The following is a 14,143-nucleotide window of genomic DNA, read 5'->3' on the forward strand; positions in this document are numbered from 1 at the left end:
GACGGATCGCTGACGACGCGGTCACCGACGACGTTCGGGACCGCACTCCTGGAGGACCCTGTGCTCACCGCTTTCGGCCGCGCGTTCCGGACGCCGGACCTGCGCAGGAAGCTGCTCTTCACGCTGTTCATCATCGTGATCTTTCGGCTGGGCTCGCACGTGCCGACCCCGGGCGTCAGCTACCCGCTGATCCAGCGGTGCATCGACGGCGCGGACAACAGCAACCAGCTGCTCGGGCTCATCAACCTCTTCAGCGGCGGCGCGCTGCTGCAGCTGTCGATCTTCGCGCTCGGGATCATGCCGTACATCACGGCGAGCATCATCGTGCAGCTCCTCACCGTCGTCATCCCGCGGTTCGAGGCCCTGAAGAAGGAGGGGCAGGCCGGTCAGGCGAAGATGACGCAGTACACGCGCTACCTGACCATCGGGCTCGCCGTCCTGCAGAGCTCGACGCTCATCACCTTCGCCCAGAACCCGGCGACGCTGTTCAACAACCCGTCGTGCACGAACATCCTCACCGACGACTCCATCGTCACCGTCCTCATCATGGTGCTGACGATGACCGCCGGCACCGGCATGATCATGTGGCTCGGCGAGCTCATCACCGACAAGGGCGTCGGCAACGGGATGTCGCTCCTGATCTTCACCTCGATCGCTGCCCAGTTCCCGGTCTCCCTCTGGGGCATCCAGCAGCGCTCGGGCTGGGGCATCTTCCTCGCCGTCATCCTCCTCGGCTTCGTCGTCATCGCCCTCGTCGTCTTCGTCGAGCAGAGCCAGCGCCGCATCCCGGTGCAGTACGCGAAGCGGATGGTCGGGCGCCGGGTCTACGGCGGCACCTCGACGTACATCCCGCTCAAGGTCAACATGGCCGGCGTCATCCCCGTGATCTTCGCCAGCTCGCTGCTGACCCTGCCGACGCTGCTCGCGCAGTTCAACCAGAGCTCGACCGGCGTCAACTCCGGGTGGGTGGACTGGATCAACGCCCACCTCGTGCGCGGGGACCACCCGTACTACATGGCGCTCTACACCGCGCTCATCCTCTTCTTCACGTTCTTCTACGTGAGCATCACGTTCAACCCCACCGAGGTCGCCGACAACATGAAGAAGTACGGCGGCTTCATCCCGGGTATCCGGGCCGGGCGACCCACGGCCGAGTACCTGCAGTACGTCCTCACCCGGATCACCGTGCCGGGCGCGATCTACCTCGCGCTCATCTCCCTCCTCCCGCTCATCGCGCTGGTCCTCATCGAGGCCAACCAGAACTTCCCCTTCGGCGGCACCTCGATCCTCATCATCGTCGGTGTCGGCCTGGAGACGGTGAAGCAGATCGAGGCCCAGCTGCAGCAGCGTCACTACGAAGGGTTCCTCCGTTGACGACTCCGCTCCCGCCCCGTCCCGCCCGTCGCGGAGGTGCCGCCTGATGCGTCTCATCATCCTCGGCCCGCCCGGGGCGGGTAAGGGCACGCAGGCCTCGCGGATCGCCGAGCACTACGGCATCCCCGCGATCTCCACCGGCGACATCTTCCGCGCCAACATCAAGGACGAGACCGACCTGGGCAAGCAGGTCAAGGAGATCCTCTCCAGCGGCGGCTACGTCTCGGACGACATCACGAACGCGATCGTCGCCGACCGCCTCGCGCAGGACGACTGCGAGCCCGGGTTCCTCCTGGACGGCTACCCGCGCACCCTCGCGCAGGTCGACGCCCTCGACGCCGTACTCGCCGGACAGGGCCACGCCCTGGACCGGGTGCTCGAGCTCGTCGTCGACGACGAGGTCGTCGTCGACCGGCTCATGAAGCGCGCGGAGACCGAGGGGCGCGAGGACGACACCGAGGAGGTCGTCCGCGAGCGGATGGCCATCTATCACCGCGAGACCCGGCCGCTGTCGGACACCTACCGCGAGCGGGGGCTCCTCGTCGACGTCGACGGCGACGGCCCGGTGGACGAGGTCTTCGGGCGGATCACCACCGCCCTGGGCTGAGCCCGCTCAGGCGTCGCCCGCCGGCGGCCGGCGCGCCACGTAGACGGTGTTCGCGGCCTCGCCCCCGGCGAGGTGGTTGCGGAAGGTCACGACGTGGGCCTCGGCGGGCCCGAGGGCCGCACCGAGCAGGTCGACGACGTCCGGCTCCGGCGGCTCGTCCGACCACAGCGCGAAGACCCCGCCCGGCGTGAGCAGGTCGGCGAGGCGGGCCAGGCCCGGGGCCGTGTACAGGTCGGCGTGGTCCGGGCGCAGCAGCCAGTCGGGGGCGTGGTCGATGTCGAGCAGCACGGCGTCGTAGCGCCCGTCGCCCCGCCCCGTGCGCACGAGGTCGAAGAAGTCGTCGAGCACGAGGGCGACCCGTGGGTCGGCGGCGAGCCCCCGGGTGTCCTCGAACAGGTCGCGCTCGTGCCACGAGACCACCGGGGCCAGCGCCTCGACCACGGTGAGGCTCGTGACCCGGGGGTCCTCCAGGGCGGCGCGGGCGGTGTAGCCGAGCCCGAGGCCGCCGACGAGCACCCGCAGGGAGTCCCCGTCGTGCGCGGCCAGGCCGATCCGGGCCAGCTCCTCCTCGCCGACGGTGAACTGGCTGGACATGAGGTAGTCCTCGCCGAGCCGCACCTCGTGGACGAGGCGCCGAGTCACCGGGTCGGTGCGGCGGCGCAGGGTGACCGTGCCCCAGTCGGTGTCCGCCCGGTCCAGCTCCTCGATCCTCATCCGGCGAGGCTAGCCCGCGCCCCGACGGCCCCGGGGGAGCGGCGCCGGCCGGCGGGTATCGTGCGCGCCATGGGACTGTTCACGCGTGACCGCTGCGAGGGCAAGACGGCCGTGCAGCTGGCCGGCATGCGCACCGCCGGGCTGCTCGTCGGCCGGACGCTCGCGCTGCTCGCCGACGCGGTGCGCCCCGGCATGACGACCCTCGAGCTCGACACCCTGGCCGAGACCCACATCCGCGACCACGGCGGCGTCCCGAACTTCCAGCTCGTGCCCGGCTACCGGCACACCCTGTGCACGTCGGTCAACGACGAGATCGTCCACGGCATCCCGGGCAGCCGGGTCCTCCAGGAGGGCGACCTGCTCTCGATCGACTGCGGCGCCCAGGTCGGCCGGTGGAACGGCGACGCGGCGATCAGCCTCGTCGTCGGCGGCCGGGAGCACGGCCGCCCCGAGGACCTCGAGCTCGTCGACGACACCGAGGCCTCGCTGTGGGCCGGCATCGGCGCCCTGCGCACCGGCGGCGCGCTCTACGACGTCGGCGCGGCGGTCGAGGACTCGCTCACCGCGTCCGGGTCCCGCCGCGGGCGGCAGTACGGCATCGTCGAGGACTACGTCGGCCACGGCATCGGCACCTCGATGCACATGGACCCGCAGGTCCCGAACTACCGGGTGTCCGGGCGCAGCCCGAGGGTCGTCGACGGCACGACGATCTGCATCGAGCCGATGGTCACCCTCGGCGACCAGGACAACACCGTGCTGGACGACGACTGGACCATCGTCACCAAGGACGGCTCGCGGGCCGCGCACTGGGAGCACTCGGTGGCGGTCACCGACGCCGGGCTGCACGTCCTCACGGCGCTCGACGGCGGGGCCGAGCGGCTGGGGGCGATGGGGCTCCCCTTCGCCGCCATCGACCCCGCGTAGGCCCGGCGCCGCGGCGGGTGACCCATCTCTCGCCGGCGTCCGCACCGGGCGTGGCTAGGGTGACAGGCGGACACCACGCCGACGAGGAGGCTGCGATGACGCGCTCGCCCGACGGAGGGCTCCTCGCCCTCGCCGACGGCTTCGAGCCCCGCACCCGGGCCGACTGGCAGCGTCTCGTCGCGGAGGTCCTCGACCGCCGGCGGACCGACGACGGGCACACCGCGCCGGAGGACGCCGAGCGGGCCCTCGTCACCGCCCTCGACGGTGGCCTGACGACCGACGGCCTCTACCTGCGCACCGACCGCGCCCTCGGCCGGCCCGGCGCCATGCCCTTCGTGCGCGGGCGGGTCGTGCGCGACGGCGCGGCGCCGTGGGACGTCCGGGCGCTGCACGACGACCCCGACGCCGCCCGCAGCCGTGCGCACGTCCTCGACGACCTCGAGCACGGCGTGACCTCGGTCTGGGTGCACGTGGGGGAGGACGGCGTGGCCGCCGCCGACCTGCCCGAGGTGCTCGCCGACGTCCGGCTCGACCTCGCACCAGTGCACGTGTCGTCCGTCACCGACCAGCCGGGTGCGGCCCGGGCCCTGCTGGACCACGTCGGGGACGCCCCGAGCGCCGGCGGCGGGCTCGGGCTGGACCCGCTCGGCGCCGCGTTGCGCACCGGCGCCGCCCCCGACCTCGACCCGCTCGCCGACCTGGCCCGCGCACTGGACGGGCGGACGGGGTGGAGCGCGCTCACCGTCGACGCGCGCGTCCTGCACGACGCCGGGGCCGCCGAGGTCGACGCCCTCGCGGCCGGTGTCGCCACCGCCGCCGTCTACGTCCGGCACCTGGCGGACGCCGGACTGGACCTCGCGCGGGCGTTCACGCTCGTCGACCTGCGGCTGCCGGCGACCGCCGACCAGTTCCTCACCGCCGCCGTGCTGCGGGCCGCGCGCCGGCTCTGGGCGCGCGTGGGCGAGGTCGCGGGCGTCCCGGAGGAGGTCCGCGGGCTGCGGACCCACGCCGTGACGAGCCTGCGGATGGCGACCCGCGAGGACCCGTTCGTCAACGTCCTGCGCAGCACCCTGGCCGTCATGGGCGCCTCGGTCGGGGGCGCCGACGCCGTCACCGTCCTGCCGCACGACACCGTGGCGGGCCTGCCCGAGCGGTTCTCGCGCCGGCTGGCCCGCAACACCCAGATCCTCCTGGCCGCCGAGTCCAACGTCGGTCGGGTCACCGACCCCGGCGGCGGGTCCTGGTACCTCGAGACCCTCACCGACGACGTCGCCCGCCGGGCCTGGGCCCGGGTGCAGGAGGTCGAGCGGGCCGGTGGGGCCCTCGCGGCCGCCGGCGACGGGGTGTTCCACCGCTGGGCCGAGGACGCGCGCTCGGACCGCGACCGGCTGCTCGCCACCCGGGCCCGCCCCCTCACCGGCGTCTCGATGTTCCCGAACCTCCAGGACACCGCCGCCCCGCGCCGCCCCCGGCGGGAGCCGCGGACCGGCGACGGCGCGCTCGTGCCGCACCGCGACGCCGCCGCCTACGAGGCGCTGCGCGACCGGGCCCGGGCCCTCGACCACCCGGTCGTCACCGTCCGCACCCTCGGCGAGCAGCGCGACTCCGGCCCGCGCCAGGGCTTCGTGCTCAACCTGCTCGCGGCGGGCGGGATCGCGGCCACCGAGGACCCCACCCCCGTCGCGGTCCTCGCCTCGAGCGGCCGGCAGTACGCCGAGCACGGCCGCGCCGCCGTCCAGGAGTTGCGGGCGGCCGGCGCGAGGCACGTCCTCGTCGCGGGTCGGGCCACCGAGCTGGGCGAGGCCGCGGACGCCGTCGACGGCGAGGTCCACGACGGCATGGACGTCGTCGCCCTCCTCGGCGGGCTGCTCGACCGCCTCGGCGCCCCGGCGGACGGACCGGAGCCGGCCGCCCCCGACCCCGCCGAGACGGCCGTCCCCGGCGGGACGGACGGCGCCGGCGAGGAGGACCCGCGATGAGCGGCGTGCCCGACCTGTCGGACGTCGACCTCGGCGACGCCGCCCCGGCGCCCCCACCCGAGCACGCCGAGCGCCCCGCGCCGTGGCTCACCCCCGAGCAGATCCCGGTGGACGCCGTCCACACCGAGGCCGACCTCGAGGGCCTGGACTTCCTCGACACCGTGCCCGGTGCGCCGCCGTACCTGCGCGGGCCGTACCCGACGATGTACACCACCCAGCCGTGGACCATCCGCCAGTACGCCGGCTTCAGCACGGCCGAGGAGTCCAACGCCTTCTACCGTCGCAACCTCGCGGCCGGGCAGAAGGGCCTGTCGGTGGCCTTCGACCTCGCGACCCACCGCGGCTACGACTCCGACCACCCGCGCGTCGCCGGCGACGTCGGGATGGCCGGGGTGGCCATCGACTCCATCGCCGACATGCGCGTCCTCTTCGACGGCATCCCGCTGGACCGGATGTCGGTGTCGATGACGATGAACGGCGCCGTCGTGCCCGTGCTCGCGCTCTACGTCGTCGCGGCCGAGGAGCAGGGGGTGAGCCCGGACCGCCTCACGGGGACCATCCAGAACGACATCCTCAAGGAGTTCATGGTCCGCAACACCTACATCTACCCGCCCGAGCCCTCGATGCGGATCATCAGCGACATCTTCGCCTACACGAGCCAGGAGATGCCGCGCTTCAACTCCATCTCCATCTCCGGCTACCACATGCAGGAGGCCGGGGCGACGCAGGACCTCGAGCTCGCCTACACCCTCGCCGACGGCGTCGAGTACATCCGGGCGGGCAAGGCCGTCGGCCTGGACGTCGACCGCTTCGCCCCCCGGCTGTCGTTCTTCTGGGCCGTCGGGATGAACTTCTACATGGAGGTCGCGAAGCTGCGCGCGGCCCGGCTGCTGTGGGCGCGGCTCGTGCGCGACCAGGGCGGCACCCACCCGAAGTCGCTGTCGCTGCGCACGCACTGCCAGACCTCCGGCTGGTCCCTCACCGCGCAGGACGTCTTCAACAACGTCGTGCGCACCTGCGTCGAGGCGATGGCCGCCACCCAGGGCCACACCCAGAGCCTGCACACCAACGCCCTCGACGAGGCCATCGCGCTCCCGACGGACTTCTCGGCCCGGATCGCCCGCAACACCCAGCTGGTCCTCCAGCACGAGTCGGGGACGACGCGGACCATCGACCCGTGGGGCGGGTCGGCGTTCGTCGAACGGCTCACCCACGACCTCGCCCGCCGGGCCTGGCAGCACATCGAGGAGGTCGAGGCGGCCGGCGGCATGGCCAGCGCCATCGGGGCCGGCATCCCCAAGATGCGCATCGAGGAGGCCGCCGCCCGCACCCAGGCCCGGATCGACGCCGGCCTGCAGTCGGTCATCGGCGTCAACACCTACCCGGTCGACGAGGACGAGCCCATCGAGGTGCTGAAGGTCGCGGGCGACGAGGTGCGCCGCGGCCAGGTCGCCCGGCTGGAGCGGCTGCGGGCCGAGCGCGACGAGGAGGCCTGCCGGGCCGCGCTGGCGCGGATGACCGAGGCCGCCCGGGCGGGGTCGGACGGCTCGCTCGGGACCAACCTGCTGGCGCTCGCCGTCGACGCCGCCCGGGCGCAGGCGACCGTGGGGGAGATGTCGGCCGCCATGGAGGAGGCCTTCGGCCGCTACACCGCCCAGATCCGTACGATCGGGGGCGTGTACGGCGCCGAGGCGGGGGAGGACGAGGCGGTCCGCGAGGCGCAGGCCGCGGTCGAGGCGTTCGAGGAGGCCGAGGGGCGGCGTCCGCGCATCCTCGTCGCGAAGATGGGCCAGGACGGGCACGACCGCGGGCAGAAGGTCATCGCCACCGCCTTCGCCGACCTCGGCTTCGACGTCGACGTCGGCCCGCTGTTCCAGACCCCCGAGGAGGTGGCCCGGCAGGCGGTGGAGGCCGACGTCCACGTCGTCGGGGTCAGCTCGCTGGCGGCGGGCCACCTCACCCTCGTCCCCGCCCTCCGGCAGGCGCTGGACGACCTCGGCCGCGAGGACCTCGTCATCGTCGTCGGCGGCGTCATCCCCGACCAGGACCACGACGCGCTGCGGGCGGCCGGCGCGGACGCGATCTACCCTCCCGGCACGGTCATCAGCCGGGCGGCCCTCGCCCTCGTCGCCGACCTGCGCGAGCGGCTCGGGTGAGGCCGGTCCCGACCTCGGACCTCGTCTCGGGGGTGCGCGACGGCTCGCGCCAGGCGGTCGCCCGGGCCATCACGCTGCTGGAGTCGCGCCGTCCCGACCACCGCGAGCAGGCCCGCGAGCTGCTGGCCGCCCTCGCCGACCGCACCGGTGGCGCCGTCCGGGTGGGGGTCTCCGGGGTGCCCGGCGCGGGGAAGTCGACCTTCGTCGACGCCCTCGGCACCCGCCTGGTCGAGGCCGGGCACCGGGTGGCGGTCGTCGCCGTCGACCCCAGCTCGCGGCGCACCGGGGGCTCGATCCTCGGGGACCGCACCCGGATGGCGCGGCTGGCGGCCAGCGACGACGCGTTCGTGCGCCCCAGCCCCGCCGGTCGCCACCTCGGCGGGGTGGCCCGGGCGACCCGGGAGTCGATGCTCGTCCTCGAGGCCGCGGGCTTCGACGTCGTCGTCGTCGAGACCGTCGGGGTGGGCCAGAACGAGATCGCCGTGTCCGAGATGGTCGACACCTTCGTGCTGCTCACCCTGGCCCGGGCCGGCGACCAGCTCCAGGGCATCAAGCGCGGCATCCTCGAGCTCGCCGACGTCATCGCCGTGAACAAGGCCGACGGCGATGGCGAGACCCCGGCCAAGGGCGCCGCCCGCGAGCTCGCCGGGGCGCTGCGGATCATGCTGCCGGGGGCGGACGTGCGCAGGCCGCCGGTCCTCACCTGCTCGGCGCTCACCGGGTCCGGGCTGGACGAGGTCTGGCAGGCGGTGCTCGACCACCGCGCGCACATCGAGGAGCACGGGTCGCTGGCCGCGCGGCGCGCCGGGCAGCAGGAGGACTGGATGTGGGCGATGGTCGACGCCGCCCTCGCCGACGGGGTCCGCGACTCCGCCGGCGTCCGGGCCGAGCGCGCGGACCTCGAGCGCGCCGTCCGTGAGGGGTCGCTGAGCGCGGTCGAGGCGTCGGCGCGGGTCCTCGCGCTCTACGCCGCCGACCTGCGGGCCGCGAGCGAGCACCCGCCGGAGGGCTGAGCGCGGCGGCGCCGGCGCCGCCGCACACCGGATCCGCGCGCTCCGTCGCAGCGGAACGCGGCGGACACCGTCCCAACGGCCGATGGCGCGGCGTCAACGGCCGATGTGCGCGGGTCCGAAGGGACCGATGTGACGGCGAGTGGCGTCCGGGCGTGTCGTCCCGTCGGAATCATCCATCCCAGCGACAACGACGACGGTCCCGACCTCCGCATCAGGCGCATCCCCTGCACCACCTCTGCCTCTCGCCGCGGATCGAGGGACCGACCGGCTCGCCCCCGGTGCTCCGAGTCGCCATTCCCTGCACCCATTCCTCAAGGAGCCCTGCCGTGCGTACCTCCACCATGTCCCGGGTGACCGCTGCCCTCGCAGCCTCGCTCGTCCTCCTCGCCGGCGCCGCCGGATCCGCCGAAGCCGCCAAGGGCGGCAACGGCGGCGGCGGCAAGGGCGGGGGCAAGCCCTCGTCCACCACCACCACCCTCACCGGCCCGGCCGCCATCCAGGCCGCGCACGACGCCACCTGCCGCGTCGTCGTCGAGTACACCTCGTGCGCCTCGCTGACCGTGAAGATCGCCGACTTCGGCAACACCGGCTGGGCCGCCCAGTCCAGCCCGGCCACCGGCACCGTCACGTACAACAGCTACTACAAGACCGCCACCCAGGCCGACTGGAGCCACGTCGTCGCCCACGAGGTCGGCGGCCACGTCGACACCTGGAACGAGATCGTCGCCAAGGTCGGCGTCACCCAGGCCTGGACCGACTACTACGACGTGGACCGCTTCGCGCAGGGCTGGGCCACGACCTCGTGGGGCACCCTCTCCACCGGCGCCCGGTCGTTCTCGACCTCCGACGCCAAGGAGGCCTTCCTCGACTGCGTCGGCCCGGTGGCCCACGGCTACCGCGGAAACTACCTCTACACCTGGGGCCTCACGACGAGCACCCAGCAGAAGCGGTTCTGCACCGGCGTCGACACCGTGCTGAGCGCCGCCCTCACCTCCTCGCCGAGCTGACGAGGACCTGACGGGGCCCCCTGCACCCCGTCCCCGACGGGCCCCCTGCACCCGTCGACCGGGCCGGCCACGCACCCGCGTGGCCGGCCCTTCGTCGCGTCCCCGCCGATTTCCGCTTCCGGCGCGTCCTGGCGTACCATCGAATGTCGGTCACGTGTGCGATCCGCATCGGGCAACCTCGCGGCAGCAGCACGGGACCGATTTCCATGGGCGGCCTCATGCATCGATGGGCCGCCCACCAAGCGGATTGAGAGGGTATGGCCAAGAAGGACGGCGTCATCGAGATCGAGGGCACGATCGTCGAGGCTCTTCCGAACGCGATGTTCCGCGTGGAGCTGACGAACGGTCACAAGGTGCTCGCGCACATCTCCGGCAAGATGCGACAGCACTACATCCGGATCCTCCCCGAGGACCGCGTGGTGGTGGAGCTGAGCCCGTACGACCTGACCCGCGGCCGCATCGTCTTCCGCTACCGCTGAGACACCAGACCGACGAGACAGCAAAGGCACCATGAAGGTTCAGCCGAGCGTCAAGAAGATCTGTGACAAGTGCAAGGTGATCCGCCGCAACGGGCGGGTCATGGTGATCTGCGACAACCTGCGCCACAAGCAGCGCCAGGGCTGACCGGAGTCAGCCGCAGGACACCGCCCCGTCCGGGGCCGCACGGGTCACGGAGACTCGAGCAACGCAGCACAGAAGAAGCACGCAGTACCCGATCCCCGTCGAGCCACCTGTAGGAGGTGGGCGCGGGACGTCACCCCCGGCCCGGAGGCCGGGGACCGGACCAGGATGGGCCGGACCGGTACTGCACCAGACCTCCGGACACCACAGAACAGGAAACCATCCGCATGGCACGTCTGATGGGCGTCGACCTCCCGCGCGACAAGCGCGCCGAGGTCGCACTGACCTACATCTTCGGAGTCGGGCGCACGAGCGCCCAGAAGGCCCTCGCGGCCACCGGCGTCAGCCCGGACACCCGGGTCAAGGACCTCGGCGACGACGACCTGGTCAAGCTGCGCGACTGGATCGAGGACAACCTGCGGGTCGAGGGCGACCTCCGCCGCGAGGTCGCGTCCGACATCCGCCGCAAGGTCGAGATCGGGTCCTACGAGGGTCTGCGGCACCGCCGTGGCCTCCCGGTGCGCGGTCAGCGCACCAAGACCAACGCGCGCACCCGCAAGGGCCCCAAGCGCACCGTGGCCGGCAAGAAGAAGGCCGGTAAGTGACCTGCGCCTCCCCGCGCGTCACGCCACCTCATCCGAAGACTTCGTAGGAGAACACGCTTATGCCTCCCAAGGGCCGCACGACCGGCGCCAAGAAGGTGCGCCGCAAGGAGAAGAAGAACGTCGCCGTGGGCCAGGCCCACATCAAGAGCACGTTCAACAACACGATCATCTCGATCACCGACCCCACCGGTGCCGTCATCTCCTGGGCCTCCGCGGGCCAGGTCGGCTTCAAGGGGTCCCGCAAGTCCACGCCGTTCGCCGCGCAGACCGCCGCCGAGGCCGCTGCGCGCCGTGCCATGGAGCACGGGATGCGCAAGGTGGACGTCTTCGTCAAGGGCCCGGGGTCCGGTCGTGAGACCGCCATCCGCTCCCTGACCGCGGCCGGCCTCGAGGTCGGCTCGATCCAGGACGTCACGCCGCAGCCGCACAACGGTGTCCGCCCGCCCAAGCGCCGCCGCGTCTGAGCGCCGACAGACTTCGCGAAAGGTAAGAGAGAGACATGGCCCGTTACACCGGACCCATCACGAAGAAGTCGCGTCGCCTCAAGACCGACCTCGTCGGTGGTGACAAGAACTTCGACCTCCGCCCGTTCCCGCCCGGCCAGCACGGCCGCCGCCGGATGCAGGAGAAGGAGTACCTGACCCAGCTGCAGGAGAAGCAGAAGGCCCGCTTCACCTACGGCGTCATGGAGAAGCAGTTCCGTCGGTACTACAAGGAGGCGGCCAACCGCCCCGGCAAGACCGGCGAGAACATCCTGACGATCCTCGAGTCCCGGCTCGACAACGTCGTCTACCGCGCCGGCCTGGCCCGGACCCGCCGCCACTCGCGCCAGCTCGTGAGCCACGGCCACTTCGAGGTCAACGGCGTGCGCGTCGACGTCCCGAGCTACCGGGTCGAGCAGTTCGACATCATCACCGTGCGCAAGCAGTCGGTGGAGTCCTTCCCGTTCCAGCTCGCCCGCGAGACCTTCGGCGACCGCCCCACCCCGGCCTGGCTCCAGGTCGTCCCGGGCTCGCTGCAGATCCTCGTCCACCAGCTGCCGACGCGTGAGCAGATCGACACGGTCCTCACCGAGCAGCTCATCGTCGAGTTCTACTCCAAGAACTGACCCTCGGGGGCCCCGCGCCCCCGCCCCGGGTCGCCCGGTGCCCCACGCACCGGGTGGCCCGTCCCAGGCCCGGCCACGGACGGATGTGGCCGGGACGGCCGGTCGGACCGGCAGCGTGCGAGTCATATAGCGGGCCGCACGAGAAAGAGAGATCCACCGTGCTCATCGCACAGCGTCCCGTCCTCAGCGAGGACGTCGTCTCCGACGCCCGGAGCCGTTTCGTCATCGAGCCGCTCGAGCCGGGCTTCGGCTACACCCTCGGCAACAGCCTCCGCCGCACCCTGCTCTCGAGCATCCCGGGGGCCGCGGTCACGAGCATCCGCATCGACGGCGTGCTCCACGAGTTCTCCACGATCCCGGGCGTCAAGGAGGACGTCACCGAGATCATCCTCAACATCAAGAGCCTCGTCGTGTCCTCCGAGCACGACGAGCCGGTCGTCATGTACCTGCGCAAGCAGGGCGCCGGCGCCGTCACCGCCGCGGACATCGCGCCGCCGGCCGGGGTCGAGGTGCACAACCCCGACCTGCACATCGCGACGCTCAACGACAAGGGCACCGTCGAGATGGAGCTCACCGTCGAGCGCGGCCGCGGGTACGTCTCCGCCGTGCAGAACAAGGCCGGCGACCAGGAGATCGGCCGCATCCCGGTCGACTCCATCTACAGCCCGGTCCTCACCGTGACCTACAAGGTCGAGGCCACCCGTGTCGAGCAGCGCACCGACTTCGACCGCCTCGTCGTCGACGTCGAGACCAAGAGCTCGATGGCCCCGCGCGACGCGCTCGCCTCCGCCGGCAAGACCCTCGTCGAGCTCTTCGGCCTGGCCCGCGAGCTCAACGTCGAGGCCGAGGGCATCGACATGGGCCCCTCGCCCACCGACGCCGCCCTGGCCGCCGACCTCGCGCTGCCGATCGAGGACCTCGACCTCACCGTCCGGTCCTACAACTGCCTCAAGCGTGAGGGCATCCACACCGTCGGCGAGCTCGTCGGCCGCAGCGAGGCCGACCTGCTGGACATCCGCAACTTCGGCGCGAAGTCCATCGACGAGGTCAAGGCCAAGCTGGCCGGCATGGGCCTGGCGCTCAAGGACAGCCCGCCCGGGTTCGACCCGAGCATGATCGCGGACCGGTACGACGACTTCACCTTCGGTGAGGGCGAGGACGACTCGGCGTACGCCGAGGACGAGCAGCTCTGACGCTCCCGCCTCCCGGCACTGTCACTGTCACAAGGAGAGATACGCAATGCCCACCCCCACCAAGGGTCCCCGTCTCGGAGGCGGTCCCGCCCACGAGCGGCTCATCCTCGCGAACCTCGCGACCTCGCTGTTCGAGCACGACCGCATCACGACCACCGAGGCCAAGGCCAAGCGGCTGCGCCCGCTGGCCGAGCGGCTCGTCACCTTCGCCAAGCGCGGTGACCTCTCGGCCCGTCGCCGGGTCATGACCGTCGTCCGCGACAAGGGCGTCGTCCACCGGCTGTTCGTCGAGATCGCCCCGGACATGGCCGAGCGCAACGGCGGCTACACCCGGATCACGAAGGTCGGCCCGCGCAAGGGCGACAACGCCCCGATGGCCGTCATCGAGCTCGTCCGCGAGCCGGTCGCGAAGAAGGCCACCGTCAAGGAGGCCGAGGCCGCGATCAAGCGCTCGGCCAAGGACCGTGACGACGAGGCCGCCAAGCGCGAGGCCGCGCAGGAGGCCTCGAAGGAGGCCGCCGCCGAGACCGCCGCGGCCGAGGCCGACGCTCCCGAGGCCGACGCACCGGAGGCCGGCGACGAGACGGCGGCGGAGGTGCCCGCGGGCGCCGTCGCCGCGAACGAGGACGGTTCCAGCCCCGACGCCGACCACACCGTCAAGGGCAACGCGGACTCGATGAAGTACCACGAGCCCGACGGCCAGTGGTACGAGCAGACCCAGGCCGAGTTCTGGTTCCGGACCGCGGCCGACGCCGAGGCCGCCGGCTACACCAAGGCCGGCTCCTGAGCCGTCGCGCCACACCACGACGAGGGCCGTCTCCCCGACCGGGAGGCGGCCCTCG

At 72.5% G+C, this 14,143-nt stretch carries 15 protein-coding genes; 14 read left to right on the forward strand and 1 reads right to left on the reverse strand.

The window, feature by feature from the left end:
* Positions 1 to 60: 60 nt before the first annotated feature.
* A complete protein-coding gene (gene secY, locus EPD83_RS04840; protein WP_128365639.1) occupies positions 61 to 1,374 on the forward strand; it encodes a preprotein translocase subunit SecY in 1,314 nt (437 codons plus the stop codon).
* A gap of 46 nt (positions 1,375 to 1,420) precedes the next feature.
* Positions 1,421 to 1,981: an adenylate kinase gene (locus EPD83_RS04845; protein ID WP_128365638.1), complete on the forward strand. Its 561-nt coding sequence runs from the start codon at positions 1,421 to 1,423 to the stop codon at positions 1,979 to 1,981.
* Between the two features lie 6 nt (positions 1,982 to 1,987).
* Here EPD83_RS04845 and EPD83_RS04850 read toward each other — a convergent pair whose 3' ends face one another.
* Positions 1,988 to 2,695 carry a spermidine synthase family protein gene (locus EPD83_RS04850; RefSeq protein ID WP_128365637.1) on the reverse strand — a complete coding sequence of 236 codons (708 nt, stop codon included), beginning with the start codon at positions 2,693 to 2,695 and terminating at the stop codon, positions 1,988 to 1,990.
* A 69-nt stretch (positions 2,696 to 2,764) separates the two neighbouring features.
* On the opposite strand from EPD83_RS04850, the gene map reads away from it, so the two are divergent.
* The 12 genes from map to rplQ all read left to right on the forward strand — a co-directional run bounded on the left by map (position 2,765) and on the right by rplQ (position 14,088).
* Positions 2,765 to 3,619, forward strand: a complete 855-nt coding sequence (gene map, locus EPD83_RS04855) for a type I methionyl aminopeptidase (RefSeq protein WP_128365636.1) — start codon at positions 2,765 to 2,767, stop codon at positions 3,617 to 3,619.
* Between the two features lie 95 nt (positions 3,620 to 3,714).
* Positions 3,715 to 5,598: a methylmalonyl-CoA mutase family protein gene (locus EPD83_RS04860; RefSeq protein WP_165566275.1), complete on the forward strand. Its 1,884-nt coding sequence runs from the start codon at positions 3,715 to 3,717 to the stop codon at positions 5,596 to 5,598.
* Complete coding sequence (gene scpA, locus EPD83_RS04865; protein WP_128368130.1) at positions 5,595 to 7,754, forward strand: methylmalonyl-CoA mutase; 2,160 nt, start codon at positions 5,595 to 5,597, stop codon at positions 7,752 to 7,754. Before EPD83_RS04860 ends, scpA begins: the two co-directional genes overlap by 4 nt.
* Positions 7,751 to 8,767 (forward strand): methylmalonyl Co-A mutase-associated GTPase MeaB, encoded by a 1,017-nt coding sequence (meaB, locus tag EPD83_RS04870; RefSeq protein WP_165566276.1) that lies wholly within the window; start codon positions 7,751 to 7,753, stop codon positions 8,765 to 8,767. The genes scpA and meaB overlap by 4 nt, the downstream gene beginning before the upstream one ends.
* A gap of 326 nt (positions 8,768 to 9,093) precedes the next feature.
* A complete protein-coding gene (locus tag EPD83_RS04875) occupies positions 9,094 to 9,774 on the forward strand; it encodes a hypothetical protein (RefSeq protein WP_128366904.1) in 681 nt (226 codons plus the stop codon).
* Between the two features lie 257 nt (positions 9,775 to 10,031).
* Positions 10,032 to 10,253 carry a translation initiation factor IF-1 gene (infA, locus tag EPD83_RS04880; RefSeq protein WP_006946284.1) on the forward strand — a complete coding sequence of 74 codons (222 nt, stop codon included), beginning with the start codon at positions 10,032 to 10,034 and terminating at the stop codon, positions 10,251 to 10,253.
* Between the two features lie 31 nt (positions 10,254 to 10,284).
* Positions 10,285 to 10,398 (forward strand): 50S ribosomal protein L36, encoded by a 114-nt coding sequence (gene rpmJ, locus EPD83_RS04885; protein ID WP_007928044.1) that lies wholly within the window; start codon positions 10,285 to 10,287, stop codon positions 10,396 to 10,398.
* Positions 10,399 to 10,622: 224 nt separating this feature from the next.
* Positions 10,623 to 11,000: a 30S ribosomal protein S13 gene (gene rpsM / locus EPD83_RS04890; protein ID WP_128366905.1), complete on the forward strand. Its 378-nt coding sequence runs from the start codon at positions 10,623 to 10,625 to the stop codon at positions 10,998 to 11,000.
* Positions 11,001 to 11,059: 59 nt separating this feature from the next.
* On the forward strand, positions 11,060 to 11,464 hold the full coding sequence (gene rpsK, locus EPD83_RS04895) for a 30S ribosomal protein S11 (RefSeq protein WP_128366906.1): 405 nt from the start codon (positions 11,060 to 11,062) through the stop codon (positions 11,462 to 11,464).
* Positions 11,465 to 11,499: 35 nt separating this feature from the next.
* Positions 11,500 to 12,108: a 30S ribosomal protein S4 gene (gene rpsD / locus EPD83_RS04900; RefSeq protein WP_128366907.1), complete on the forward strand. Its 609-nt coding sequence runs from the start codon at positions 11,500 to 11,502 to the stop codon at positions 12,106 to 12,108.
* Positions 12,109 to 12,266: 158 nt separating this feature from the next.
* Positions 12,267 to 13,301, forward strand: a complete 1,035-nt coding sequence (locus tag EPD83_RS04905; RefSeq protein ID WP_128366908.1) for a DNA-directed RNA polymerase subunit alpha — start codon at positions 12,267 to 12,269, stop codon at positions 13,299 to 13,301.
* A 46-nt stretch (positions 13,302 to 13,347) separates the two neighbouring features.
* Positions 13,348 to 14,088: a 50S ribosomal protein L17, sunset domain variant gene (gene rplQ, locus EPD83_RS04910; protein WP_128366909.1), complete on the forward strand. Its 741-nt coding sequence runs from the start codon at positions 13,348 to 13,350 to the stop codon at positions 14,086 to 14,088.
* Positions 14,089 to 14,143: the final 55 nt, after the last annotated feature.

The organism is Phycicoccus flavus (genome assembly GCF_004025965.2).
GTDB lineage: Bacteria > Actinomycetota > Actinomycetes > Actinomycetales > Dermatophilaceae > Phycicoccus > Phycicoccus flavus.

Excerpts from the sequence above, each read along its gene's own strand:
- EPD83_RS04845 (WP_128365638.1), top strand. The coding sequence starts at position 1,421 with ATGCGTCTCATCATCCTCGGCCCGCCCGGGGCGGGTAAGGGCACGCAG.
- scpA (WP_128368130.1), top strand. The coding sequence starts at position 5,595 with ATGAGCGGCGTGCCCGACCTGTCGGACGTCGACCTCGGCGACGCCGCC.
- rpsD (WP_128366907.1), top strand. The coding sequence starts at position 11,500 with ATGGCCCGTTACACCGGACCCATCACGAAGAAGTCGCGTCGCCTCAAG.
- EPD83_RS04860 (WP_165566275.1), top strand. The coding sequence starts at position 3,715 with ATGACGCGCTCGCCCGACGGAGGGCTCCTCGCCCTCGCCGACGGCTTC.
- EPD83_RS04850 (WP_128365637.1), bottom strand. The coding sequence starts at position 2,695 with ATGAGGATCGAGGAGCTGGACCGGGCGGACACCGACTGGGGCACGGTC.
- rpsK (WP_128366906.1), top strand. The coding sequence starts at position 11,060 with ATGCCTCCCAAGGGCCGCACGACCGGCGCCAAGAAGGTGCGCCGCAAG.
- infA (WP_006946284.1), top strand. The coding sequence starts at position 10,032 with ATGGCCAAGAAGGACGGCGTCATCGAGATCGAGGGCACGATCGTCGAG.
- rpmJ (WP_007928044.1), top strand. The coding sequence starts at position 10,285 with ATGAAGGTTCAGCCGAGCGTCAAGAAGATCTGTGACAAGTGCAAGGTG.
- rpsM (WP_128366905.1), top strand. The coding sequence starts at position 10,623 with ATGGCACGTCTGATGGGCGTCGACCTCCCGCGCGACAAGCGCGCCGAG.
- rplQ (WP_128366909.1), top strand. The coding sequence starts at position 13,348 with ATGCCCACCCCCACCAAGGGTCCCCGTCTCGGAGGCGGTCCCGCCCAC.
- map (WP_128365636.1), top strand. The coding sequence starts at position 2,765 with ATGGGACTGTTCACGCGTGACCGCTGCGAGGGCAAGACGGCCGTGCAG.